At 73.9% G+C, this 24,674-nt stretch carries 20 protein-coding genes; 11 read left to right on the forward strand and 9 right to left on the reverse strand.

Annotated elements, in window-relative coordinates:
- Positions 1-16: 16 nt before the first annotated feature.
- Positions 17-3,844 (reverse strand): CHAT domain-containing protein, encoded by a 3,828-nt coding sequence (locus ABT369_RS17750; protein WP_350613105.1) that lies wholly within the window; start codon positions 3,842-3,844, stop codon positions 17-19.
- A gap of 113 nt (positions 3,845-3,957) precedes the next feature.
- Here ABT369_RS17750 and ABT369_RS17755 point away from each other — a divergent pair, with 113 nt between their 5' ends.
- Positions 3,958-4,428, forward strand: a complete 471-nt coding sequence (locus ABT369_RS17755; RefSeq protein ID WP_350613107.1) for a hypothetical protein — start codon at positions 3,958-3,960, stop codon at positions 4,426-4,428.
- 12 nt (positions 4,429-4,440) lie between these two features.
- On the opposite strand, the gene ABT369_RS17760 is transcribed toward ABT369_RS17755, so the two are convergent.
- Positions 4,441-7,209 (reverse strand): AfsR/SARP family transcriptional regulator, encoded by a 2,769-nt coding sequence (locus ABT369_RS17760; protein WP_350613109.1) that lies wholly within the window; start codon positions 7,207-7,209, stop codon positions 4,441-4,443.
- Between the two features lie 43 nt (positions 7,210-7,252).
- On the opposite strand from ABT369_RS17760, the gene ABT369_RS17765 reads away from it, so the two are divergent.
- A complete protein-coding gene (locus tag ABT369_RS17765; protein ID WP_350613110.1) occupies positions 7,253-10,075 on the forward strand; it encodes a glycoside hydrolase family 2 TIM barrel-domain containing protein in 2,823 nt (940 codons plus the stop codon).
- A gap of 93 nt (positions 10,076-10,168) precedes the next feature.
- Here the strand turns inward: ABT369_RS17765 and ABT369_RS17770 are convergent, their stop codons facing one another.
- Entirely contained in the window at positions 10,169-11,134 is a 966-nt protein-coding gene (locus tag ABT369_RS17770) for an Lrp/AsnC family transcriptional regulator (RefSeq protein ID WP_350613112.1), read from the reverse strand.
- Positions 11,135-11,218: 84 nt separating this feature from the next.
- Between ABT369_RS17770 and ABT369_RS17775 the strand changes: the two genes are divergently transcribed.
- From ABT369_RS17775 to ABT369_RS17795, 5 genes are all read left to right on the forward strand, one after another.
- Positions 11,219-12,655, forward strand: a complete 1,437-nt coding sequence (locus ABT369_RS17775; protein WP_350613114.1) for an MFS transporter — start codon at positions 11,219-11,221, stop codon at positions 12,653-12,655.
- A 13-nt stretch (positions 12,656-12,668) separates the two neighbouring features.
- Positions 12,669-13,640: a carboxymuconolactone decarboxylase family protein gene (locus tag ABT369_RS17780; RefSeq protein WP_350613115.1), complete on the forward strand. Its 972-nt coding sequence runs from the start codon at positions 12,669-12,671 to the stop codon at positions 13,638-13,640.
- 261 nt (positions 13,641-13,901) lie between these two features.
- Positions 13,902-14,183 carry a hypothetical protein gene (locus ABT369_RS17785; RefSeq protein ID WP_350613117.1) on the forward strand — a complete coding sequence of 94 codons (282 nt, stop codon included), beginning with the start codon at positions 13,902-13,904 and terminating at the stop codon, positions 14,181-14,183.
- Positions 14,158-14,643 (forward strand): hypothetical protein, encoded by a 486-nt coding sequence (locus ABT369_RS17790; RefSeq protein ID WP_350613119.1) that lies wholly within the window; start codon positions 14,158-14,160, stop codon positions 14,641-14,643. The genes ABT369_RS17785 and ABT369_RS17790 overlap by 26 nt, the downstream gene beginning before the upstream one ends.
- 110 nt (positions 14,644-14,753) lie before the next feature.
- Positions 14,754-15,842: a HEAT repeat domain-containing protein gene (locus tag ABT369_RS17795; RefSeq protein WP_350613121.1), complete on the forward strand. Its 1,089-nt coding sequence runs from the start codon at positions 14,754-14,756 to the stop codon at positions 15,840-15,842.
- Between the two features lie 9 nt (positions 15,843-15,851).
- On the opposite strand, the gene ABT369_RS17800 is transcribed toward ABT369_RS17795, so the two are convergent.
- Together ABT369_RS17800 and ABT369_RS17805 are read right to left on the reverse strand one after the other, a co-directional pair.
- Positions 15,852-16,445, reverse strand: coding sequence for a leucine-rich repeat domain-containing protein (locus ABT369_RS17800; protein ID WP_350613122.1), 594 nt, complete (start codon positions 16,443-16,445; stop codon positions 15,852-15,854).
- Between the two features lie 237 nt (positions 16,446-16,682).
- Positions 16,683-17,114 carry a hypothetical protein gene (locus ABT369_RS17805; protein WP_350613124.1) on the reverse strand — a complete coding sequence of 144 codons (432 nt, stop codon included), beginning with the start codon at positions 17,112-17,114 and terminating at the stop codon, positions 16,683-16,685.
- A 405-nt stretch (positions 17,115-17,519) separates the two neighbouring features.
- On the opposite strand from ABT369_RS17805, the gene ABT369_RS17810 reads away from it, so the two are divergent.
- On the forward strand, positions 17,520-19,121 hold the full coding sequence (locus ABT369_RS17810) for a methyl-accepting chemotaxis protein (RefSeq protein WP_350613126.1): 1,602 nt from the start codon (positions 17,520-17,522) through the stop codon (positions 19,119-19,121).
- Positions 19,122-19,286: 165 nt separating this feature from the next.
- On the opposite strand, the gene ABT369_RS17815 is transcribed toward ABT369_RS17810, so the two are convergent.
- The 3 genes from ABT369_RS17815 to ABT369_RS17825 all read right to left on the reverse strand — a co-directional run bounded on the left by ABT369_RS17815 (position 19,287) and on the right by ABT369_RS17825 (position 21,619).
- The gene (locus ABT369_RS17815; RefSeq protein WP_350613128.1) at positions 19,287-19,994 is read right to left on the reverse strand and encodes a DUF8817 family protein; all 708 of its coding nucleotides are present in this window, start codon (positions 19,992-19,994) and stop codon (positions 19,287-19,289) included.
- A 206-nt stretch (positions 19,995-20,200) separates the two neighbouring features.
- A complete protein-coding gene (locus ABT369_RS17820; RefSeq protein WP_350613129.1) occupies positions 20,201-20,560 on the reverse strand; it encodes a hypothetical protein in 360 nt (119 codons plus the stop codon).
- 111 nt (positions 20,561-20,671) lie between these two features.
- Positions 20,672-21,619, reverse strand: a complete 948-nt coding sequence (locus tag ABT369_RS17825; RefSeq protein WP_350613131.1) for a DUF1152 domain-containing protein — start codon at positions 21,617-21,619, stop codon at positions 20,672-20,674.
- 246 nt (positions 21,620-21,865) lie between these two features.
- Here ABT369_RS17825 and ABT369_RS17830 point away from each other — a divergent pair, with 246 nt between their 5' ends.
- Positions 21,866-23,452, forward strand: a complete 1,587-nt coding sequence (locus tag ABT369_RS17830) for a TIGR03086 family metal-binding protein (protein WP_350613133.1) — start codon at positions 21,866-21,868, stop codon at positions 23,450-23,452.
- Positions 23,453-23,465: 13 nt separating this feature from the next.
- Here the strand turns inward: ABT369_RS17830 and ABT369_RS17835 are convergent, their stop codons facing one another.
- On the reverse strand, positions 23,466-23,849 hold the full coding sequence (locus ABT369_RS17835) for a DUF998 domain-containing protein (protein ID WP_350613135.1): 384 nt from the start codon (positions 23,847-23,849) through the stop codon (positions 23,466-23,468).
- A 48-nt stretch (positions 23,850-23,897) separates the two neighbouring features.
- On the opposite strand from ABT369_RS17835, the gene ABT369_RS17840 reads away from it, so the two are divergent.
- On the forward strand, positions 23,898-24,110 hold the full coding sequence (locus tag ABT369_RS17840; RefSeq protein ID WP_350613137.1) for a DUF2997 domain-containing protein: 213 nt from the start codon (positions 23,898-23,900) through the stop codon (positions 24,108-24,110).
- A complete protein-coding gene (locus tag ABT369_RS17845) occupies positions 24,107-24,664 on the forward strand; it encodes a 4Fe-4S single cluster domain-containing protein (protein WP_350613139.1) in 558 nt (185 codons plus the stop codon). Before ABT369_RS17840 ends, ABT369_RS17845 begins: the two co-directional genes overlap by 4 nt.
- Positions 24,665-24,674 lie beyond the last annotated feature (10 nt).

The following is a 24,674-nucleotide window of genomic DNA, read 5'->3' on the forward strand; positions in this document are numbered from 1 at the left end:
ACGCCGCCGGGCGGGGTCAGGACGTGGCGGCCAGGCGCTGCTCGAAGTACGACATCCGGTTCCCGGCCTCGAGGACCCGGGCGAGTTCGGCGGCCTCCTGCCACTGCCGGCGCGCGCGGCCCCGATGGCCGGCCGCCTCGTCCAGCGCGGCGATGCGCGCGTGGACCTCGGCCTGGGCCAGGCGCGACGCGGTGTCCTCGGGGTCGAGGACCGCGCGGCGGCGCCGGCTGGCGAGGGCGAGGCGGTAGAGGGCGCGCGCGAGCACCGGGTCGCCGGTGTCGCGCAGCCAGTCGCCGAGGCGCTCGCGGGACTCGGCGAGGTCGCGGTGCAGGGCGCCGGTGCGCGGGAAGCGGTGCACGAGCGCCTCGGTGACCTCGGTCGATCGTTCGAGGTGCCCGCGGACCTCCTCCGGCCGGGAGTTCGCGAGCGCGTAGTCGGCCTGCCGCCGGAACGCGGTGGCCAGGTCCCGCTGCGCGTCGACGCTGCCGGTGTCGTCGCCGGCGAGCCGCTGCGCGAGGGTCATCGCGCCCGCGAAGTGCCCCGCGGCGCAGGCCAGGTCGCCGGCGCGCAGGTCCATGTCGCCGAGGCGCCAGTACGACCGCAGGAGTTTGCGCTGGAAGCCGGTGTTGCCGGAGTCCGCGTCGGTGAGCCGGTCCGCGATCGCCGCCGCTTCCATCGTGAGGTCGCGGAAGTGCTCGGCGTCCAGGTCCGCGAGCGCGTACAGGCAGTCGAACAGGTTCGACTGCAGCGAGCCGTTGTCCGGATCGCCGGAGGCGAGCTGCCGCCAGACGCCGAGCGCCTCCTCCAGCAACGGCCGGGCCTGTTCGGGTCCGGTCGTTTCGGCGACGGTACCGAGGCAGACCGCCAGATCCCACTGCAACGACCCGTTCTGCGGGTCGGTCGCGGCCAGCTCGCGGCGGATGCGCAGCGACTCGGCGGCCGCCGCGCGGGCCCGGTCCGGGTCGGAGTCGTCCAGCGCGACGCGCACGAGCTTGAGCTGGCTCAGGCCGACGTTGCGCCGCAGCTGCAGGTCGTCGGGGTCGGCCGCGGCGAGCCGGGTGTCGATCTCCAGCGCGCGCTCGTAGGCGCGGCGGGCGTCGGCGAGGCGGCCGAGGCGGTGCAGCAGCCGGCCCTGGCTGTCGAGGGCGGCGCTGAGCGAGATCTGCGCGCCGGCGTCGTCGGGCTCGGCCCGGGCGGCGCGGCCGGTGATCGCGACCGCCTCCTCGCCCTTCTCGGCGGCCGCGGCGGTGCTGCCCGTGGCCTCGAGGGCGTCGCGCTCGCGGGTGAGCAGCGACAGGTACGCCGGATGCCGGGCCGGCAACCGCTCGGTCACGTCGCCGAGCAACGCCGCGACCGACACCTCGCCGGAGAGCTTCGGCAGCACCGCGCCGGCGAAGTCGGCGAGGTCGTCGCCGCTGAGGTGGTACACCCCCTCGAGCGCGGTCGCGAAGTCCGCCCGGTCCGCGTCGACGAGCCGCCGGCAAGCGGCCGCCGCGCGCGTGTGGCGTTCGGCCAGCCGGTCGCCCTGCGCCTTCGTGAGCGCCTCGCGCAGCCAGGGCTCGACGACCGCGCCGTCGTCGGACACGCGGACGAGGGTCAGGTCGCGGAGCCGGTCGAGGTGCGCGGCGATCGCCGCGGTGTCCTCAGTGGACGGTTCGCTTCCGAGCGCCGCGAAGGCGAGGTCCTCGGTGCTCATCGCGATCCGGGACACCGCCACCTGCAGCAGCGTCTCGCGGGCGCCGGCGCCGGCGAGGTCGAGCAGCTCGGTCAGCAGCACGTCCTGCGCGCCGAGCGCGACCGCCTTGCGGGCCGCCTCGGACGCGCCCGCGCGTTCGACCTGTTCGTTGCTGCTCAGCGTGCGCAGGCGCTCGGTCACCTCCGGCAGGCGCGCGCCGCCGTGCAGCAGCGCGTCGACGAACTCGACGAGCCGCGGGTGCCCGCCGACCGTCTCCATGATGAGCACCATGTCCTCGGTGGACAGCTCGCGCAGGCCGGGCAGGCGCAGCATGAGCCGGACCAGTTCGGCGTTGCTGAGCGGGCCGACGTCCACCCGGGACAGCGCGGGCGCTCCCGGCACCGGATAGCGGCTCGTCACCAGGATCTTGCCGCGCTCGGCGGCAGCGGCGAGGGTCGCGAACACCTCGCCGAAGCCCGGGTCGGCGAACGCGTCACCGCCGACGGTCAGGTTCTGCTCGAAATCGTCGAAGACGAGCAGAATCCGCCGCGCGTGCAGCGCCTCGGCCAGCTCGTCGGGGTCGCTCACGCCGACACCGGCCGCGGCGAGGTCCTCGAACAGCCGCGGCGGGTTCCACGCGCCGACGTGCACGACGATCGCCCACGGGTCGGCGTCGTCGCGCAGCCGGCCCGCCACCCGTCCCGCCAGCGCCGTCTTGCCGATCCCGGCCGGCCCGGTGAGCACGACGCCGTTGACCAGCGGCGCGGCGACGATCTCGTCGCGCAGCGTCTGGGTCACCACGCGCAGCAGCCCGCGCCGCCCGACCAGGTCCCCGAGCAGCAGCTCGCGCACGCCCGCGCCGGTCGGCAGATCCGTCGGATTTTCCAGGTGTACCGCCGGTGCCGCGCCGTCCCACAGGGGCCCGTCGGACGCGGCGAACAGCGCCGGCACCGCGTACTCGGGGCGCTTCGGCGGCTGAGCCCCGGCCGTGGCGTCGAACAGCTCGGCCCGCGCCCGCGCCACGGCCGCGGCGACGGTCGCGTTGTTCTCGGCGAGCGCGCGGTACACGCCGGTGAGCAGGCGCGTCGCGTACCAGTCGGTGATCGACGTCTGCATCGCCAGCACGCGATCGGCGCCGTGCCGCAGCAGGGTCACGGCCAGCCCGGCGTCGGCGTCGGCGGCCCCGCCGCAGCTGGACAGCACGATGAGCGGCAGCGGACGGCCGCCCCTGCGCAGCGCGCGCACAAGATCCTCGGCGCGCACGTCGACCGCGTTGCCGTCGCGGTCCTCGAGCTCCACGCCGTACGGCGAGCCGTGCGCGGACAGGTGCAGCACGTGGTAGGCGTCGCGGCGCAGCGCCTCGGCGATCTCCGCGACCCCGGCGACCTCGAGGATCGTGATCTCCGCGCGCCCGACCCCGCCGACGACGGACACGATCGCCTGCATCTCCGCCTCGACGTCCAGCGGCGGGTTGCCGGTGCGCTCGGGCGCCCCGACCGCCACGAGGATCTTCAGCGGCCCGGGTGACGCCGGATGCCGCGGTACCCGCACGCCGGTGACCATCCGCGTCAGCCGCACCCCGTCGACGGCGACGAGCACCCGCTGATCGGTGAGCCGCAGCAGCTCGAACGGCAGCTCGTGCGCGGGCCCGTCCGCCTCGACGACGACGTCGAGCACGGTGCCGCCGACGCCGGCGGTGAGCAGGACGGTCACGTAGTCCAGCGCGTCCGCGTCGAACAGCGCCCGGCTCAGCCGCTGCCCGAGCCGCGCGAGCCGCGCCTCGGCGTCGGGCAGGTCCAGCAGGTCCCACACCTCGTCCCGGCCGAACGGCAGCGGCTCGTCGCGCTCGCACACGAGCTCGCCGGCGAGCGTGACGGCGCACCGGACCCGGCTGCCCTCCACCGCCACGGCGAGCCGCAGCTCGTGGCTGACCGTCTCGGCCGCGCGGCGCGCGCGCAGCCACGCGAGCTCCTCGTCGCCGACCTTCACGATCGCGCGCCGCTCGTCGCCCACCTCGAGCACCACGGCGTCGGCGTCGGCGCCGTCGCGGGCCTCGAGCCGCGCGTCGAAGCCGGCCGCCCGGACCAGAATCCAGAGGTCCCGCACCGCGTCGACGTGCGCCGCGTCCCCGGGCGCGTAGACGATCGTGAGCACAGCCGAGTCAGCCATGCGCGACATCATGACAGGAGCCGGACGCGCCCCGGCGGGCACACCGGCCCGGGCGCGCGGCCGATCGCGCGCAATGCCGTTGCGCCTGCGGCGTGGGGTGCCACGATGCCAGGATGGATCTCGAGTCGCTGCTGCCCGCGCACGACCGGTCGCCGGCCGACTACGCGCGCCTGGCCCGCGACCCGGGCCTTCCCGCGCCGATCGTGCGTGAGCTGGCCGCGAGCGAGTACGTGTTCGTCCGCGCCGCCGTCGCCGCGCACCCCAACGCGGACCTGCCCGCCCTGCGGCTCGTGTGGGAAGCCGGCGGCTACGACGACTACGACATCCACCGGGTGCTGCGGCTGCTCGCCCAGCACCCCGGCGCCGACCGCGCGCTGCTGCTGCAGGTGCGGCAGGAGGCGGCGCGGCGGCTCGGCGCGGCGGTCGAGCGGACCCACGCCGCGCTGCTCGCCCTCGCCGCGCGGCCCGAGCTCTCCGGCGAGGAGGTACGCGACCTGACGAACCTGCCGGGCGTGTCCCGCCGGCTGCGGCGCGGCATCCTGGCCGTGCTCGCCGCCCGCACCGGGCCGCGCGACGCCCGGTGACACGCCGCCGCGTCACGCACCGTCGCGCGGCCGCGCCGTGAGGTCGTCGAGCCGCTGCCGGGCCGGTCCGGCGGCGGGGTCGCCCAGCTGCTCGTACAGTCGCAGCGCCTGTCGCCAGGCCTCCACAGTGCCCGGGCGGTCCCCGGCGGCCAGGCGGGTCTCGCCGAGCTCGACGAGCATCCGGGCGTGGGAGGCCCGGTCGCCGAAGTCGTGCATGAGCCGGATCGCCTGCCGGTGCGCGCGGGTCGCCCGGGCGTAGTCGCCGAGACGGTGATGGATCTCCGCGTTGGTGTTCCACGCGAACGCCTCGCCGTGGCGGTCGCCGGCCCGCTGCAGCAACGCCTGCGACCGGGCCCCGTGGTCGAGGGCCCCCGCCAGGTCGCCCGTCTGCACCCGCGACCAGGACAGCGCGTTCAGCGTGCGGCCCTGCCAGAGCAGGTCCCCGGCCGCCTCCGCGAGGGCCAGCGTCCGGCCGAGCTCCTCCATCGCCTCCGCGTGGCGCTCCAGGCCGGTCAGGAGCAGGCCCCAGCTGTACCGCGCCCGCGCCTCCCCGATCGTGTCGCCCAGCTGCGCGTAGAGGCGCACGGACTCGGCGAGATGCTCGGCGCCCTCGTCCCGGCGCCCCAGGCGGTGCAGGACCCGGCCGATCTCGCGGTGGGCGTTGGCGCTGCCGGGCACCTCCCCGATGCGGCGCATGACGCCGAGCGCGGCCGTCTGCGCGGCGATGAGCTCCGGGCGGTGGCCGCGCCAGTCGAGGTACGTCGTCATCGTCCACGGCAGCTGCCAGGCGTGCACGTCGAAGCCCTCGTCGGCGGCGAGCCGCACCGCCGCGGTCAGCACCCGATGGTTGGCCTCGAACCAGCCCAGGGCCCGGTCCGGGTCGCCGATGCGCGGGACGGTCAGCCCCGGCACCGGCTCGGGCGGGTGCAGCGGCCGGCGGCCCGGGTCGACGGCCAGCGCCGCGGTGTGCGCGGTGTGCAGCAGGTGGTCGAGGACCCGGTGGACCGCGGCGCGCCGGTCCGCGGCCGGGTCCTCGGCGTGCGCGAGCCGGGCGGCGTACGCGCGCAGCAGGTCGTGCAGCGCGTACCGCCCCGGCACCGGCTCGGCGAGCAGGTTCGCGTGCAACAGCTCCCGCAGCCGCGCCTGGGTGCGTTCCAGCGGCTCGCCCGCGAGGCTCGCGGCGCCGGGCGAGGTCAGGTCCGGGCCCGGGTGCAGGCCCAGCAGGCGGAAGAGCCGCGCGGAGGCGGGACGCAGCGCGCGGTACGACCACGAGAACACCGCCCGCACGTCGGTGGCCGGGTCGCCGCCGTCGAGCGCGTCCAGCCCGCCCCCGGCCGCTCGCAGCTGGGCCGCCTGGTCCGCGAGCGACACCCCGGGGCGGGTCGCCACCTGCGCCGCCGCGATCGCCAGGGCCAGCGGCAGCCGCGCACAGCGGGCGATGATCTCCTCGACCGCGTCCGGTTCGGCCCGCAGGCGGTCCCGGCCCAGCCGCCCGGCCAGCAGGTCCCGGGCCGCGTCGTCGTCGAGCAGCCCAAGGGGCGCCGCGTGGGCGCCCGGCAGGCTGAGGCCGGTCCGGCTCGTCACCAGCGTCACGGACTGCTCGGCCCCCGGCAGCAGCGGGCGCACCTGCTCGGCGTCGCGGGCGTTGTCGAGCACCACGAGCAGCCGCCGCCCGGCGACGGCGGCCCGGAACCGGGCGGCGAGCTCGTCCGGCTCGTCGGGCAGCGTCTCCGGCCCGTGCAGGGCGGTGAGAAAGCCGCGCAGGGCCTCGGCCGGCTCGGTGGCGGCGCCGCGCGGATCGAAACCGCGCAGGTTCACGTACAGCTGGCCGTCCGGGTACCGGTCCGCGGCCCCCTGCGCCCAGTGCACGGCGAGGCTGGTCTTGCCCACGCCCGGCGGGCCGGTGACGGCACACACCGCCGGACCGCCCCGAGCCGCGGCCCGGTCCAGTCCGGCGAGCTCGGCGGCGCGGCCGCTGAACCCGCGCACGGCCGGCGGCAGCTGGGCCGGGGCCGGCACGGGCGCGGCGGCGGGGGCGGTCCCGGCGCTGAGCGCGGGGTCGTGGCGCCCGATCGCCGCCTCCAGGTCGCGGATCGGCTGGCCGGGATCGAGCCCGAGATCGGCGCCGAGGGTGTCCCGCAGCCGGCGGGCGGTGCGGAGGGCGGCCGGTTGGTCTCCGCATCGGTACTGCGCCAGCATGAGCAGCCCATGCAGCCGTTCGTCGAGCGGGTGGTCCGCGGCGAGCCGCTCCAGGTCCGCCACCACTCCCGCGTGCTCGCCCAGCCGCAGCCGGTCCTCGGCGAGCGCGACCTGCGCCCGCAGCCACACGGTCCGCAGCCGTCGCGCGTCGTCCTCGAGCCCGGTGACGCCGGACAGCGGCCCGCCGCGCCACAGCGCGACGGCGGCGCGCAGCAGGCGGACCCGCTCGCGGGCGTCGTCGGCCTCGGCGGTGGCGCGGATCAGCCGGTCGGCCCGGGCCACGTCGGTCGCGTCCCCGTCGCTGTCGCCGTCGACCCGCAGCACGTATCCGGGCGGGCGGGCGGCGATGGTGCCGCCCCCGGCGAGGGCGCGGCGCAGATACGACACGTGCTGCTGGAGCGTGTTCAGCGCGGTCGCGGGCGGGCCGGCGCCCCACACGGCCTCGACGAGCCGGTCGGTGCCGACGACCTCGCCGTGCGCCAGGGCCAGCACGGCGAGGACGGCCGTGCGGCGCTCCCCGGCGACGGTGCGGATCTCGCCGCCGGCCGCGATGTCGACCGGTCCCAGGAGCCTGATCTGCATGTGAGCAACGTAGGCCCTGTCCGGCCGGGCGTACGGTGGCCGGGTGGAGTACCTGACCGGCTTCGGCCGCCCCATCGGCACCAGCGCGCCGCGCGCCGCGTTCGACACCGACGCGCCGCGCCTGAGCCTCAACGGGACCTGGCGGTTCCGGCTCGCGCCCAGCGTGGCCGAGGCGGCCGGCGGGTTCTGGGCGCCCGGCTTCGACGACTCGGGCTGGTCGCCGCTGCCGGTGCCGTCGAGCTGGCCGATGCACGGCCACGGCCGCCCGGCGTACACGAACGTCGTCTACCCGTTCCCGGTCGACCCGCCGCACGTGCCCACCGACAACCCGACCGGCGACCACCGCCTCGTCTTCGAGGTGCCGGCCGCGTTCGAGGGGCTCGGCGCCCGGCTGCGCTTCGACGGCGTCGACTCCTGCGGGCGGGTGTGGCTCAACGGCGTCGAGCTGGGGGTGACCCAGGGCAGTCGCCTGCCCGCCGAGTTCGACGTGACCGCGGCGCTGCGGCCCGGCGCCACCAACGTCCTGGCCGTGCGCGTCCACCAGTGGTCGGCCGGCAGCTACCTCGAAGACCAGGACATGTGGTGGCTGCCCGGCATCTTCCGCGACGTCACCCTGCTCGCCCGGCCCGCCGGCGGCGTCGACGACGTGTTCGTCCATGCGACCTTCGAGCCCGGCGGCCACGGCCGGCTGCGCGTCGACGGCCCGGCCGACGCGACGGTGAGCATCCCCGCCCTCGGCCTGGCCGGCCTGCCGACCGGGGCCGAGCACGACGCGGGCCCGGTCGAGCCGTGGACCGCCGAGACACCGCGGCTCTACGAGCTCGTCGTCGCCACCGCCACCGAGACGGCGACCCTGCGCGTCGGGTTCCGCACCGTGGCGATCGCCGGCGGCATCCTCACCGTCAACGGCCGGCGGATCGTGCTGCGCGGCGTCAACCGGCACGAGTTCCACCCCGATCTCGGCCGGGTTGTGCCGCTCGAGATGGTCCGCGCCGAGCTGGAGCTCATGCGGCGCCACCACGTCAACGCGATCCGCACCAGCCACTACCCGCCGCACCCGGACGTGCTCGACCTGTGCGACGAGCTCGGCTTCTGGGTCATCGACGAGTGCGACTACGAGACGCACGGCTTCGAAACGGTGGGCTGGCGCGGCAACCCCAGCGACGACCCGCGGTTCGTCGAGGCCTGCGTCGACCGCATGCGGCGGATGGTCGAGCGGGACAAGAACCACCCCTCGGTCATCATGTGGTCGCTGGGCAACGAGGCCGGCGTCGGCGCGAACCTCGGCCTGATGGCGGACTGGGCCCGCGAGCGGGACCCGGGCCGGCCGCTGCACTACGAGGGCGACCGCGGCTGCACCCACGTGGACGTCTACAGCCGCATGTACGCGAGTCACGCCGAGGTGGACGCGATCGGCCGCGGCGAGGACCACGTGCCGCACCTGCCGTTCATCCTGTGCGAATACGCGCACGCGATGGGCAACGGGCCGGGCGGCCTCGCCGAGTACGACGAGCTCTTCGACCGCCATCCGCGCTGCCAGGGCGGCTTCGTGTGGGAGTGGCTCGACCACGGCATCCGCCGCCCCGAAGGCGACTTCGCCTACGGGGGCGACTTCGGCGAGCCCCTGCACGACGGCAACTTCGTGATCGACGGGCTCGTCTTCCCGGACCGCACACCGTCGCCGGGGCTTGTCGAGCTGGCCGCCGTGTACGCGCCGGTCCGGCTCGCCGTCCGGCCCGGCGAGGTGACGGTGCGCAACCGGTACGCCTTCCGCTCGCTCGACGGCGCGGGCCTTCGCTGGTCGGTGACGGTCGACGGGGTGCCCTCGGCCGAGGGGGTGGTGCGGCTGCCGGCGGTCGCGGCGGGGGAGACCGAGGTGGTCGCGCTGCCGGTCGGCCCGGTGCCGCCGGGCACTGGCGAGGCCTGGCTGACGGTGCATGCCGTCGCCGCGGACGGCCTCGAGATCGGCGCCGGGCAGGTTCAGCTCCGCGAGGCTCCCCTCTCCGTCGCCGGCGGGGGATCGGCGCCGCGGCGGGAGGGCGGCGTGATCCGGTTCGGGGCGGCCGAGTTCGAGCCGGTGCACGGGCGGCTGGCGCGGCTCGGGGACCTCGTACTGCGCGGGCCGGTCCTGGACGTCTGGCGGGCGCCGATCGACAACGACCGCCTCGGGCCCGATCCGGTCGCCGCCCGGTGGCGCGCCGCGGGTCTGCACCGGATGACGCACCGGCTGCTCGGGATCGACCTCACGCCCGACGCGGTGGTGGTGGCGACCCGGGTGGCGGCGGCGTCCTCGGACCGGGCGTTGCTGACGTGGTACACGTGGCGGCACGTCGAGCGGGGCGCCGAGCTGACCGTCCGCGTCGAGCCGACCGGCGAGTGGGACGTGCCGCTCCCGCGTCTCGGGGTGCGGCTGGAGCTGCCGCCGGACCTCGGCGACGTCGGCTGGTTCGGGGCGGGGCCGGGGGAGGCGTACCCGGACTCGCGGACCGCGGCGCTGATCGGGCGCTATCGGTCCACTGTGGACGGCCTGGCCACGCCGTACGTGTTGCCGCAGGAGAACGGCAACCGGGCCGACGCCCGGTGGCTCACGCTCACCGGGCCGGACGGCACGGGGCTGCGCGTCGAGGGTGTGCCGCGCATCGACTTCACCGCGCGGCGCTGGTCGACGCAGGACCTGGACGCGGCCCGGCACCGGGCGGACCTGGTGGCTACGGACCGCATCCATCTGCATCTCGACCACGCGCACCATGGGCTGGGCAGCGCGGCCTGCGGGCCGGGGGTTTTGCCGCGGTACGTGCTGCGGGCGGAGCCGGCGACCTTCAGCGTGGTCCTGCGGGCGTTGCCCGGATCTCGCGAGCGGCGATGAGGGCCGCCCACAGCCAGCCGGCGCCGACGAGGTAGGGGTGCGGGGCGAAGCCCGTCGAGGTGAGGACGAACAGGACGGCTATTCCGGGAGGGGCTACGGCACCAGCAGCGTGCCCGCGCCCTTGAGGCGGCGCACGACCGGGGACGTCTCGGCCGCGGTGACGCCGGGCAGGGCGCCGACCCGGTCGGCCAGGTAGTCGTACAGCTCGTCGAGGTCGCGGCAGAGCACGGTGGCCGAGATGTTGGCGGGGCCCGTGATCGCCGCGGCGTAGCCGATCTGCGGATGCGACGCGAGCGCCCGGGTGACCGGGGTCAGCGCGGAAGGGGCGACGGTCAGCCAGAGCATCGCCTCCGCGTGGTAGCCGAGGGAGGCGGGTTCGACGTCGACGTCGAAGTACAGCATCCGGCTCTTGCGCAGTTCCTCGAGGCGCCGGCGGACCGTCGTCTCCGACCACCCCGTCGCCCGCGCGAGGGCGGGGAAGTCCGCGCGGCCGTCCCGGGCGAGGGCGGCGAGCAGCGCGTTGTCGGCCGGCGTCGGGGTGACGGGCACGGGCGGCGCGGGCTCGGGGCTCAGCGCGGCGATCTCGTCGGCGGTGAGCGCGGAGGTGCGGCCGGGCCAGCCCTCGAGGCCGGCGACGCCGCGCAGCACACAGTGGGCGGTCACCGCGGTGACCCTCGGCGAGCGGGGCAGCTTCTGCAGCAGCAGGTCGCCCTCCTCGGCCTGGCGGCGGGTCCGGGTCACGCACGAGATCTCGGTGCCGCCGGACATGATGTGCACCCACGAGGTGTCGGCGCGGCGGGCGAGTGCGGTGGCGACCGGGAGGGCGGCGTCGGGCGTGCAGCGCATCCGCACCAGCCAGTCGACGTGGCCGAGGGCGGCCGCGTGCGGGAGGCCGACCACGCGGAGCAGCCCGTTCGAGCGCATGCGACGGTACCGCCTGGCCACCGTCCGGTCCGAGGCGCCCAGCACCTCGCCGATGCGGCTGAATGGCGCCCGGCCGTCGACCTGCAGCGCGTGCGCGATGCGGCGGTCGAGCTCGTCGAAGGTGAGTGGATCCACCGTCGCAGGGTATTGCGGTGCCGGATCCCGCCGAAAAGCGCATCGGCCGAGTCGCCGGCCGGGAAGCGCGCCAGGCTGCCGGTCATGCGCAAATGGCTGCCCCTGCTCGCGGTCTCGCTGAGCACCCTCATGCTGCTGATCGACATCACGATCGTCAGCGTCGCCGCCCCGGCCCTGGCCCGGGACCTGCACGCGTCGTTCGGGGCGCTGCAGTGGACCGTCGACCTGTACGTGCTCGTCCTCGCCGCCCTGCTCATGGCGGCCGGCGCGCTGTCGGACCGGCTCGGGCACCGGCGCGTCTTCGTCGCCGGGCTGGCCGTGTTCGCCGTCGCGTCGCTGGCCTGCGGCCTCGCCCCGGGCGTCGGCGCGCTCATCGCCGCGCGGGGCGTGCAGGGCCTCGGCGCGGCGGCCATGTACGCCACGAACGCCGCCCTGCTCGGCCTGGCCTACCGCGGCCGGGACCGCTCGGTCGCGTTCGGCATCTGGGGCGCGGCGAACGGCGCCGCGGCCGCGGCCGGGCCGATCCTCGGCGGGCTGCTCACCGAGCACGTCGGCTGGCGCGCGATCTTCCTGGTCAACCTGCCCGTGGCGGCCGCGGCGCTGCTGCTCGCCCGGCACGTCACCGGCGAGCGCAACCCCCGCGCGGCCGGCCGCCTCGACCTGCCCGGCGTCGTGAGCTTCACGGCGGCGGCGAGTCTGCTGGTGTACGGCCTGATCCGCGCCGGCGACGCGGGCTGGCGCGACCGCCTGAGCATCGGCGCGCTCGTCGCCGGGGCGCTCGCCGCGGCCGGGTTCGTGCTGCTGGAGCGGGGCCGCCGCGAGCCGATGCTCGACCTGTCGCTGCTGCGCCGCCCGGCGTTCTCGGTGCTCATGTTCGGCGCGGCGGCCCTGACCGCGTCGGCGTTCGCCGGGCTCGTGTTCGTGTCGGTGTGGGCGCAGTCGGTGCTGCGCCTCGACGCGATGGACGCCGGGCTGGTGCTCGCCCCGATGGCGGTGGTCGCGTTCGTGGTCGCCGGGGCCGGCGGGCGGCTGCTGCATGCGGTGCCGGCGCGGTACAGCATCGGCATCGGCCTGCTCCTCGTCGCGGCCGGCGACGCCCTGGGCCTGCTGGTCGGGCCGGACTCGGGCTGGTCCGCGGTGGTGCCCGCGCTCGTGGTGATCGGTGTCGGGGTCGGGCTGAGCACGCCGGTCATCGCGTCGGCGACCCTGGCGACGGTACCCGCGTCCCGCGCCGGCATGGCCAACGGCGCGTCGAACACGTTCCGGCAGCTGGGGTACGCGCTCGCGCTGCCCGTCTACGCGGCCGTCCTCGCCTCCGGCGCCGGGGACGTGCTGCACGGCGGAACGTCGGCGGCCGCGTTCACCGACGGGCTCGACCGCATCTTCGGCATCGGCGCGGGCATCGCGCTCGCCGGCGGTCTGGCGGTGCTCGGGCTGATGCGTACGACCAGGGGAGTACCCGAAAGTGACAACCCTGGTCCGACGACACCGCAGCCCGCCGTTGCGAACATTGCCTCGTAACCAAGGAGGCCCGATGCCCTACCGGTTCGTCACCCCAGTCCCGAAGCGCGCCGCCACCGGCTCGGTCGCGGCGGTGTATTCGGCGTCCGCCCGCGAGCTCGGCGCGCTCTTCGCGCCGCACCTCTCACCCGCACCGGACCTGCACGCGGCCCTCTGGGCGGTGCTGCGCGAGTCGATGCTCGCCGGCACCGTCCCGCGGGCCCGCAAGGAGGCGGTCGCGGCCGCGGTCGCGGTGGTGAACCGCTGCCCGTTCTGCGTCGACGCGCACGCCGCGATGCTGCACGCGACCGGCTCCCACGACACCGCCGACGCGATCACCCGCGGCGAGGCGCCCGACCCGCTGGTCGCCTGGGCCCGCTCGACCCGCTCGGCGGCGCCCGACCCGTGGCCGTTCCCGGCCGCGCAAGCCCCCGAATACGTCGGCACGGCCCTGGCCAACCACTTCATCAACCGCATGGTCGACGCCCTGCGCCCCGGCTCCCTCCTGCCGGGCGGGGTGCTGCGCACGCCGTCCCGCCGCGCGGCCGGCCTCGCCCTGGCCCGCACCGTGCGGCGGACGATCGCGCCGGGCGAGAGCCTGGCGCTCCTGGAGCCCGGCGCGGGCCCGGCGTCGGCGTGGGCCGGCGACGGACCGGTCGCGGCCGCGTGGCCGGCGTTCGAGCGGGCCGCGCGCGCCGGCGGTGCGCTGCTCGGCGACACCGCCCGGGCCGTGGTGCTCGACGCGGTCGCCGGGTGGCGGGGCGAGCATCCGGAGCTCGGCGGCTGGCCGGGGAGCGCGCTCGGCGCGGTGCCGGAGGACGAGCGGCCGGGGGCGCGGCTGGCGCTGCTCGCGGCCCTCGCGCCCTATCGGCTGACCGAGTCCGCGGTGGCGGCTTGGCGGAGCTCGGTCGGGCCGCGGGGCGATGAGGAACTGGTGCGGGTGCTCGGGTTCGGGGCGTTCGCCGCGGTCGATCGGCTCGCCGGCCGGGTGGCGGTCGCCGCGTAGACCGCGCGCCGCCGGCGGCCGTGGCCGGTAACGACCAGGCCCTGCCACGTAGTGCCGGCCAACGATTAACCACTCGACATACCAGTCCATGGCGATGCACGCTGCTCGCCGTGTCCTGGACCGCGTTGTCCTTGGCGCCGGATCGTTGTTCGCCGGCACGCCGGTGCTTGCGTTCGTGGGTCGCATCGAGCGCAACCACTGATCCAACGACTCCGCGCCGCGCCCTTCTTCACCGCGGGCGTGGTCCGCGAACTACCGGATATGCTGCCGTGGTTCGCACTGACCCGCGAGGAGTATGTGGCCCAGCAGGGCGAGGATGCACTGCGGAGGTCCGAGCTGCTTACGCTCGACGGCTGGTGGATCGAGCTGGGCTACCTGGTCATGCCGGTGCGGGACCGACACGGCGCGTCGGCATGCCGAGTTTTGTCCGACGCGCACTGGGAGTTAGCTGCGGACGGCACCGGCTCAGGCTGGAAAGGAGCTGGACCCGCGACCGAGGAAAAGCGATCATCGATCGGTGAAGGTGTCCTGGAGGGTTGCTGACGGCTACGTACCGATGCCCGACCGGTCGCTGGTCGACGGGGCACGGCCGGTAGAGCGGGTGGAGTTGACCGCCCACTCGTTTGCCGGTCCACCGCGTCGACACCGGGTGCGCCTGCCGATCGGGCCGGCTGACGCGGCGCGATTCCGGCGATTCGACCGGCTTGTTCGGGAGCAGCGGATCGTGTACTTCGTGGCGTTGGGCACCTGGGTATTGATGATCCTCGCGGGCATCTTGCTGCCAGGATGGGTTTTCAAGGTGGGCGTCGTCGCCTTCTGCGCTGCGGCGCTAAGCAACGGCCTGTTCCAGCTCGTGTTGGTGGCGCTGCGGCCGCGGCAGTATCCGGTGCGGGCCGGTCTCGTGTTCAGCCGGAACCCCCGGGTGGTGGTCCGCGGCGTGCACCCCGACGCGGTGGCCGAGTGGCGAATGATTGCCGGCGATTCGGTCCGGATCGAGCCATAGCTCAGGTCTCACCGGCCGACCAGCCGCCAGTCGTGGGTCCCGCTTCGGCAGCGATGCGTCCCGCCGTCGGCGCGGTTCGCGGCTGTTGCGCGGCCATTACCCTCATGTACGTGGGCGATGCGGACGAGGCCGCGGACGCGCGGCGGGATGCCCTGCTCGAAGAGGCGTTCCTGGCCGAGGAGCCGTGGGATCGCCATCGGGCGCTGAGCATCCTGGCTCGCGACTGGCTCGCCGACCCCGACGTCCGCGAGTTGCTGCGCGAGTGCGCCCTTGGCGATCCGGACGGGGAGGTCCGGGACGCGATGCTCGAAACCATCGCCCACCGCGGTCGTGCGGAGCCGGAGACGGTCGAGTGGCTGTTCGCGCTGGCGACCGGTGCCGATGAGCGGCGGCTACGGCGTACCGCGCTCGTCCAGCTCGCGCAGCTGCGTCCCGCCGATCCGCGGGTCCGGCCCCTGGTGCGGGTCCGGGCGGTCGACGACCCGGAGGGTTGGATTCGCCGCCAGGCCGTCGCCGCGTACGCGAGCGGCTGGCGCGACGAACCGGGCACCGTTGCGTGGCTGCTGGAGCGCGGCGTGGCCGACCCCGACCACAACGTGCGCCGGCAGGTGGTCAACTCGCTGGCCCGGCTGTGGCCGGGCCATCCGCGGGCGGGCGCGCACGTGCGCGGGCGCGTGCGCGAGGACGGACACGGCGCGGTGCGGTACGAGGCGGCGTACTGGCTGGCCCACGGCTGGCCCGACGCGCCCGGCACCGAAGCGGTGCTGCGCCGGTGCGCCGTCGCGGACCCGGCCCAGGAGGTCCGCCGGTGCGCGATCGACGTGCTTGCCGGGTCGGCCCCGCATTCGCCGCCGTACGAGTACCGTCCCGGCCTGTGGCGTGACCGCCCCGGCGTGGTGGCGCTGGTTCGCGAGCGCGCGCTCGACGATCCGGCGCCGCTGGTGCGCCGCGCGTGCCTGGAGACCCTCGCCGCCGGTTGGACGGCCGACCCGCAAGTGCGCTCGATGCTGCGCGAGCGGGCCGTCGCCGACCCGGACTGTTCCGTGCGGATCGGCGTGTGGGAGGCACTGGTCCGCCGGTGGCCCGTCGATCCATCCACAGTGGACCTCCTGCGGGAGCGGGCCGCCGCCGAACCCACCGAGTTGGGGCGCCGCAACGCGCTGCGTGTTCTTGCCGAGGCGTCCGGTTGCGCCGAGTAGGCGCCGGCGTCACAAATCCAGGCGGTACCCCAGCCGCAGGCGCAGTTCCACGCACACCTCGTCGGCCGGGATCGTGTAGACCGCCGGGCCGCCCCAGTCGGCGTACTCCCGGTCGTGGTCGGCGATGTCGTTCTCGGACAGGTCGAGCAGGGTGAGCCTGTCGAGGGCCGCCGCGCGCAACAGTGCGCCCAGCCCGCCGCAGCGTACGTTGCGCAGTACCAGTTCCCGCAGGGCGGGCATCGACGCGTCAGCCAGTGCATCGAAGCCTTCCGGCGTCACCGGGTTGCCGCTGAGGTCGAGCCGGGTCACGGTGGTGCGCAGCGGGCTGTTGGTGAGTGCGCGGATGCCGTCGTGGCCGACCGCGTTGCCGACCAGCTCCAGGTGCGTCACGGCGGTCAATGCGGGGTTGGCCGCCAATGCCGCGGTCCCGCTGTCGCCGAGCTGGTTGTGGTGCAGCGCGAGCCGCTCCACGTCGGCGAACCGGGTGTCGGTGCGCAGCAGATCGTACGAGTCGGGCTCCAGCCCGACGTCGCGCAACGTCACCGACCGGGTCTGCGCGGCCTGGCTCAGCTGTTCGGCCAGCGCTCGATGCCCATCGCTCATGCGGTCTGCGCCTCTCCGTGGGAAGTACCGGTCATCGACCGTAGCGACCCATTGCTACGGTGCGGGGATGCGGGCTCGCGGCGGCGGAGCGGACGGGGAGCGGCACTGTCCGGCCCGGCGCCCGGAGCTGGTGTCCACGGTGCCGGTGCCGGACGCCTGGCACGAGTCGTACCTGCCGCCGGCGGTCGGCGGCGGGGCTGCTGCTCGCCGCCGCGGGTGCCGCGTACGAGCGCAGCTCTACGGTTGGAGCGTCACCTGGATGCCTTCCGCAGCCAGCTGGCCGGCCAGGATCGCCATCTCCGCGGGCGTTCCGGCAAGCCCGTCGCCGGTGAGCGCGGCGCAGGCGTCGGCCGTCTCCGCGACCGTCGCTCCCCGCTTGCGAAACACTGCCAGCGCCCGCAGCCGCAGCCCGCGGTTCGCCGCCGGATCGGCTCGCAACCGTGTGAGCCCGACCCGGTCGATGAGGGTCTGCCTGACGATGCTGTCGAAGTCGAACACGCCGGGCCGGTCGCGCATCTCGTCGACATGGCCGCAATCGACGCATCGCGACGTGACAATCCACAGGAGCCGATCACCTTCGACCGTCTCGGCGACATGGAGCGAAATCGCCCCGTCGCAGCGGGGACATGGCCCGCCGAGGTCGCCGCAGGTCAGTACAGTCCGCCTCACCGTGAAGACGGTAGGACCGTCGGACGATGCCGGCATCTCGATTTGCAACCCGCCGGCATCCCCAGGCACCGAGCCGGTCGCCGATCCTTGATCGGCGTCGCGTGTTGGTCGGGCCCGGTCCGTCGTCAACGGGTTGACCGCCTGGCGTTGGCCGGGCAGCGGTGGGCAGTACCCCAACGTGCAGTGACGCCCCGAGCCGCGGATCGGCCTTGCGCGAATCGACCCCGCCGGGTCACCCGCCGTCGTATCGTCGTGATCAGTGCCCCCAAGCAACGGTCGATGCGGGGTTCTCCGATGTTGCGGTTCGTCGCCGCCGCCGACCGGCGGGACCGCTAGGTGTACAGGCGTTATGGCAGCCCTTGCGGCGAGCGTGACGTCCCCGGCACACGTGCGAAGGGTACGTCCATGGCAAGTTCCGCTGGGCCGATCCGGTGGTTCGCCGACCGCAAGGTCGGCACGAAGATCTACACGGCCGTCGCGGCCGTCGTCGTCGCCGCGGTGGCGGGCGGCGTCGTCGCCACCATTGCGCTGTCGCGCACGTACCAGCGCGGGCAGGACATCAACGAGGGGAACCTCCTCCCGTCGATGCGCCTGGCCGAGGCCCGGGTGCAGGCCAACACGGTGCGCATCGCCGTTCGCGACGTGGCGCTCACCTCGGACCCGGCGGCGGTGAGCGCGGCCGAGCAGCGGGTGCGCACCGCCGACGCCGCGGTGGACACGAACATCCAGGCGTACCTGCCGAACGCGGCCGACCCGGCCGCCGTTCGGCGGTTCATCGACCTGTGGGGACAGTACCGCGACGCCCTGAACAATCAGCTGCTGCCGGCGGCCCGGGCGAACGACTTCGCCACCTTCGTCAAGGTCAGCTCGCAGGTGACGTCGCCGCTTTCCGCGCAGGCCATGACCGAGCTGGACACCGCGACCAAGGCGGAGGCGAGCCAGGCCGAGGGCACCGTCGCTGCCGCCCGCTCCACCTACCAGCAGGGCCGGACGGTCCTGTACGCCGTGCTGGGCGCCGGCATCGTGCTCGCGGTGCTGCTGGCCTGGTGGGTCACCCGCATGATCACCAGGCCGCTGCGGCGGGTGAGCGAGGTGCTGTCGGCGGTGGCCGCGGGCGATCTGACCCGCGTGGCCGAGGTGGACTCGGGCGACGAGGTGGGCCAGATGGCGAAGGCCCTCGACGCCGCGACCGGCCGCACCCGGCAGGTGATCGCGGGGGTCGCCGAGACAGCGGGCAGCGTCGCCGCGTCGTCGGAGGAGCTGTCGGTCACCAGCGAGCAGATCGCCGCGACGGCGGAGGAAACCAGCGCCCAGGCGGGCGTGGTGGCCGCGTCGTCGGCGCATGTGTCCAGCAACGTGCAGAGCGTGGTGACCGGCGCCGAGCAGATGGCCGCCTCCATCAAGGAGATCGCGCACAGCGCCGCCGAGGCCGCCGCGGTCGCCGGGCAGGCCGTACGCGACGCCCGCAACGCCAACGAGACCGTGGGAAAGCTGGGCTCCTCCTCGACGGAGATCGGCAACGTGCTGAACCTGATCACCTCGATCGCGGAGCAGACCAACCTGCTGGCCTTGAACGCCACCATCGAGGCGGCCCGGGCCGGCGACGCTGGCAAGGGCTTCGCGGTGGTGGCCAGCGAGGTCAAGGACCTGGCCCAGGAGACGGCGAAGGCGACCGAGGACATCTCGGCCCGGGTCGCCGCGATCCAGACCGACGCGCAGGCCGCCAGGGTGTCCATCAACGGCATCGCGGAGGTCATCGAGCGGGTCAACCAGTACCAGTCGACCATCGCCGCCGCCGTCGAGGAGCAGACCGCCACGACGGGCGAGATGAGCCGGAACGTCACCTTGGCCGCGACCGGCACCAACGAGATCGCCGACAACATCAACGGCGTCGCCGAGGCCTCCCAGACGGCCGCGGCCAGCATCACCGAGACCCAGGCCGCCAGCCAGGAACTGGCCCGCACGGCGGCCCACCTGCAGCAGCTCGTGGCGCAGTTCCGCTTCTGAGTCGAGCCGGCGGCCCGGCGGACGGGGCACGGTTCCGTCTGCGGATCGCGGAACTGCCGCGATCCGCGCGCTACAGACCGTGACGGCCCAGCCGGCGGTTCGGCGCGCGGATCTGCCGATGACAGCGCGTCCGTTCGAGATCGGCGTCACACGGTGGCCGGTGCCTCAGGCGGTGGCGGGCATCCATCGCTCGAGCAGCGTGGGGTCAGCAACAGCGGACTCGACCTGACGACGCTCCTTCGTGGTCAGGCTCAGTCGCCGAAGCCTGGCGCCCCACTCCGGTACCCGTTCCGACTCCGCCAGCGCCGTCGACAGCTCGATGAGCACGGCCAGCGCCACGGCCTGCTGCACGGCCGGTGCGCTTTCGCCGTGGCGGCGCAGTCCCGAGTTCAGGGCCCGGAAGGCGGCCCGGTCGTCGTTCTTGAACTCGCGCAGGATCCGCGCGTTGTCGAGAACCCGGGCGAGCCCTTGGAGCTGCTTGGAGCCGCCGTACTCCAACTCCGTCGGCTCGTCCCGCTGGATGAAGATGATCGAGTTTCCCGACGGGTCCATGACGGTGAACCGTGAGGCACCAGACCGGTACCGCGTTATCCGAGGCAGCCCTTTGGCAAGCACCTTCCCGTACGTGCGGCGCATCGCCTCGGTGAACGCCGCGTGGTACGGCGCGACCGCATCGACCATGACCAGGCACCCTCCGGTGCTCTCCAGAGACGGGTCCACGTTGCTCGACGCGCGCGTGTAGTGCAGATCGAATCCGCGCCACCGGAACGCCAGGTAGAGGTAGGGCTTCATCTGTTCGTAGGTCACGGCGAAGCCCAGGGCGCGCCAGAAGGCCAGGGTTTCCTCCGGAACCACACAGGGCAGCAGCGGCACGGTGGCCTCGTTGGGCTGGACACCTTCGTCAAGCATCGTCACCACCTCATGGTTTGACCAGGCAGGCGAAGTGGCAGTCTGCCAAACCCCCGCCCGTTACGCACATGCAAGAACTCGACTATCGCTGCAAGAACTTGACAGCGCCGCGCCGATGAGCGGATGTACGTTTCACGCCAACTCGTGATCGTCGGGATGGCAGGAGCGGGCTACAGCCACCTGATTCCGGCTTCGGTGATGTTCGCGGCCAGCACCTCGACTCGAGTCGTACTGCGTGACCAGATCTCGGGACGCCGGCTCTCGGCCGCGAGGCGACCGGTATCCATGGGAACACCCTCCTCCCAGAGGGAGGGCCAGTCGGCGAAGCGGCGCACCTCGACCAGGCCATACGAGACCAACGAGACCAGCGCGGGTCCAAGGAGCTCAGCGATCTGATCCTTTGTCGGTGGTTCGCCGACCGCGGAGACAACGAAGTCCTCGGAGACCTCCCAAAGCGGCCGTGGCGTATCGCTGTCCAGCGGGTCCAGTACCAAGCATTCGGCGTTGGTCAACCCATCGATCTCAGCCATCCGCCGGACCCTTCCAACGTTGCGCCTGCTTCGACATCCCACACTGATTCCGTCTGGGCGCTCGCATCCGAACACGGAGCACCCTCTCCTGCCGCGACCTGCCCGGTTTGGTCAGTGCGGGAACGGCGTCCGGGGGCGTGGGGTGACCTCGTCGCGGTACCGGTCGATGAGGTGGCTGACCTGGAGCATGTCGTCGGTGGCGCGGATCCGGTCGAGGTAAAGCGACTGTGCCGCCAGGGTGTGGAGGTCGAAGGTGAAGTACATGGCCATGAGCGGGTTGACGAACAACGGCGTCTCCCTGCTCGGCCGGTCGAGCGGCAGGTCACCGCTCTCGCCGGCCAGGGCGGCGGCGATCTGGCCGTTTACCAGGCTTGACCGGCCTGGCGTGTTCGCGGCGGCGTGGGCAACCGCGTCGCGGTAGAGGGTCGCCTCCCGGCATTGTGACGGGACACTGAACGCGCCGAGGTACCCGCCGGCCCTCTCCAGAGCGGCGATGTTCTCTAGGACCTGGACGTGGTTGACGCCGTGGTAGGCGTCCACACCGAAGCCGATGCAAGCCACCAGCCTGGTCGGTACCGGTGTGCCGTTGACGGCGGCCAGGCTCGTCGCATCCTCGACGGGCGTGCCCAGCGCCGCCTCGTCCCCGCGCATGAGGATGTCGGTACCGCCGTCGACCAGGACGATGGCGTCGAGGTCCAGTCGCTTGGCCAGCCGCCGGTAGGCCGCGCGCAACGGGCGGACTCCGGTGCGGGGCAGGGCGTAGACGGTGTCGGGTAGCCCGTGCCGGGCCAGCCACCGGGCGAGGGTGCCTTCGGGGAAGTAGCGGTCGTCGCCGAGCGTTGCGGCGGTGATCCTGGCGATGCCCGGTTCGACCCACACCTCGCGATCGAGGGTGTACAGATTGACGATCGACAGGTTCGCCAGGTGGACGGTCTTCCCCTGATCCATGAGCGTGAGTGCGAGCGGCAGGCCCGCGTAGACGTCGAAGCCGCCGCCGGCCCCGGCGACGAGGACCCGCTGCGCACCCGCCAATTTGTCGAAGAACGGCGATGGCCACATCACCGCACATACTGATGCCCGCGTCCACGAATCGCACGCGATTTTGCTGCGCGCCTCGTCGCAGAGAGCGCTTGATCACGATTCCGCTCATAGCCGCCGTTGGTGCGCGGCGGCTAGCCGGCGCACATCACAGCGAGTAACCAGCACTGCGGGGCCGGGACTTCGTGTCTTGGCCGATGAAAAGACATGGTGTCGGCCGCGTGGTGGGTTGACTCTCCTATCGTGGGAGACCCGATGGTTGACGGCATGCCCGACGAGGACGCCGTCTTGTTGAGTATCGGCGAGTTGGCGGAGCGGACCGGATTGTCGGTGAAGTTGATCCGTCACTGGTCCGACATCGGCGTCGTACCGCCGACCGGCCGCAGCTCGGCCGGTTACCGGCGCTACGACGCACGAGCGGTGGCCCGCCTCGAACTCGCCCGGACCCTGCGTGATCTTGGGCTGGGCATGGCGCAGATACGCGGTGTCCTCGACGGCGAGCGCAGCATGGCCGATGTCGCCGCTCTGCACGCCAGCGCGCTGGAGGTGCAGATACGCACCCTGCGCGTGCAACGTGCGGTGCTGCGTTCGGTCGCCAACCGTGGTTCCACAACCGAGGAGCTTGCTGTCATGACAAAGCTGGCCCAGCTGTCCGCCGCGCAGCGCAACGCGATCGTTCACCGGTTCATCCGCGACGTGCTGGGTGACCTGGACGTTCCCGGGTACCGGGAGGGACTGCTGGCCGCCACCCCGGATCTGCCCGACGAGCCCACCGACGCGCAGGTCGACGCGTGGATCGAACTGGCCGACATGCTCAACGATCCGCAGCTGCGCACCGCGATGCGCAGGATGGCCGAGTACGCCGCGCGACACGCCTCCGGCCGGTTCGGCGAACACGAGGTGCGCGCGGTCGAGCAGGTGACGGACTTCTGGGCGCGGCGAGTCACCGTCGCGATCGAGGCGGGCATCCCCGTGGACTCGCCGGTGGCCGACTCGATCGTGGCCGATATCGTCGATGCCTGGCTGCCCACACAAGAAGGCAGCGACCTGCGATCGGGTGGTGACGGCGAGCACGCGCGGAGCCGGCTGCTCGAGCAGTTGGAGATCGCCGCGGACCCGCGCGCGGAACGGTACTGGCAGCTGCTGTGCATCATCAACGGCTGGCCGGTGCGACCGAGCCTGGCCGCGGCCGGGCAGTGGCTGATGACCGCACTGCGCGCCAACCCTGCACCAGGCGTCCGCGCCGCGAGCATCGCCGCCGCGCTCGAGCACGCCGCCCCGCCCGACCCGGCAGAAGTGCTGGATGCCTACGTCCGGGTCCTGGCCGAGGTGGACACGATCGTGGCCACCGTCACCGCCGACCGCTTCGATGACCCCACACCCTGCGCCGGCTGGAACGTACGCACCCTGCTCGACCACCTGGTCTACGAGAACCTGATGTGGACCAGCCTGGCCGACGGCAACCCCCGAAGCGACTTCACGGCCGACCACCTCGGCGCGAACCACGTGGCCGCGTTTCGCGCCTCGGCTCAAGCGGCGCTGACCGCCTTCCGCCGGCCCGGCATGCTGACGCAGCGGTACGGGCCGGCCCCGGGTTGGCGGCTCGTCGAGCAGGTCAGCATAGAGATGCTCGCCCATGGCTGGGATCTGGCCAAAGCAACTGGTCAGCCCACCGACCTCGCCCCCGACCTCGCCGCGACAACCCTCGCCACCGTCCACGAGATCTACGGAGAGCTGCCCCGAACGCCTGGCGGCTCGTTCGCTCCCGCCCGGCCGGTTCCCGACCAGGCCAGCGCCGCCGATCACCTCGCCGCGTACCTGGGCCGAAACGTCAGCTGGACTCCCCACGACTGACGCCGGGACGGAATCAGGTCCTGTCGGTCGCTGCCGCCGCCTGACCGCCCCGCCAGATGCCGAAACACACAGCGAGGAGCCACGCGATGAACGCGACGGCCATCACGCGCTCGCCGAGGCCCGCGGCGGAGCGTTCGCCGAAGAGACCGCCGAGTTGGTGATCGAGCAAGCCGGTGAGCCAGAACAGCGCGTAGCCGAGGGGTGTCACGGCCGCGAGCCGGCGCGACGCCCGGATGCCGGTGGCGGCGGCTACCCGCCGGCCCAGCATGGGCGCGGCGATCGCCAGACATGTGAACGACAAAATGCCTGCCATCGCGTGGATGGAGCCTGCGGTGGTGACGAACCGCGGATCGGTCGGGTCGATCGGATCGGTCGGGAACGCGCCGACCACCACCATGGAAAAGCGAGCCGGGAGCGGGTGCGCCGCTGTGCCAAGATGGACCGCATGGCAGACGAGGTCGTCGATGTGGTGATCCGGCCCGACGGCAAGGTCGAGATGCACGTCTCCGGCGTCGACGGGATGGTCTGTGTCGAGCACACCGATCAGCTCGTCAGCCTGCTCGGCGGCGACGTCGAGGCGCAGGAGCTGACCGCCGAGGCCTACGTGCAGGCCGAGGCCGAGACCGAGATCGACCGGCAGAACCGGCTCTGGCATTGACCGGGTCGCTGCTGGTCCACGCGATCGTCCCGCGCAGCCGTGCCAACGGGCCCGGCGAGCGGATGACCGTTTGGGTTCAGGGGTGCACGCTGGCGTGCGGGGGGTGCTTCAATCCGGGCACGCACCCGGGCGGGGAGGCGGCCACGAGCGTCGCGGAGCTGCTCGCGATGGCCGAGGCGCTGCCGATCGAGGGCGTCACGCTCACCGGCGGGGAGCCGCTGCAGCAGGCCGAGGGCGTGGCCGCGTTCGGGGCCGGGCTCAAGGCGCGGACCGGGCTCGGGCTGATCATCCTGACGGGGTACTCGCGGCGCGAGATCGAGGACGACCCGGCGCGGCTCGCGGCCGTCGCGCACGCGGACCTCGTCGTGGCCGGGCGGTATCAGCGCCTGGCGCACCTCGGCGGCGGGCTGCGCGGGTCGTCCAACAAGGCGTACTGGTGGCTGACCGGACGGTACCGGGGCGTGGAGCTCGAAGCGCTGCCCGACCTCGAGGTGCTCGTCGGCGCCGACGGCACGCTGACGATCACGGGCATGGCGGCACCGACCATCGGATAGGCGGGGGAAC

Source organism: Dactylosporangium sp. NPDC000244, assembly GCF_040300725.1.
Classification (GTDB): Bacteria; Actinomycetota; Actinomycetes; order Mycobacteriales; family Micromonosporaceae; genus Dactylosporangium.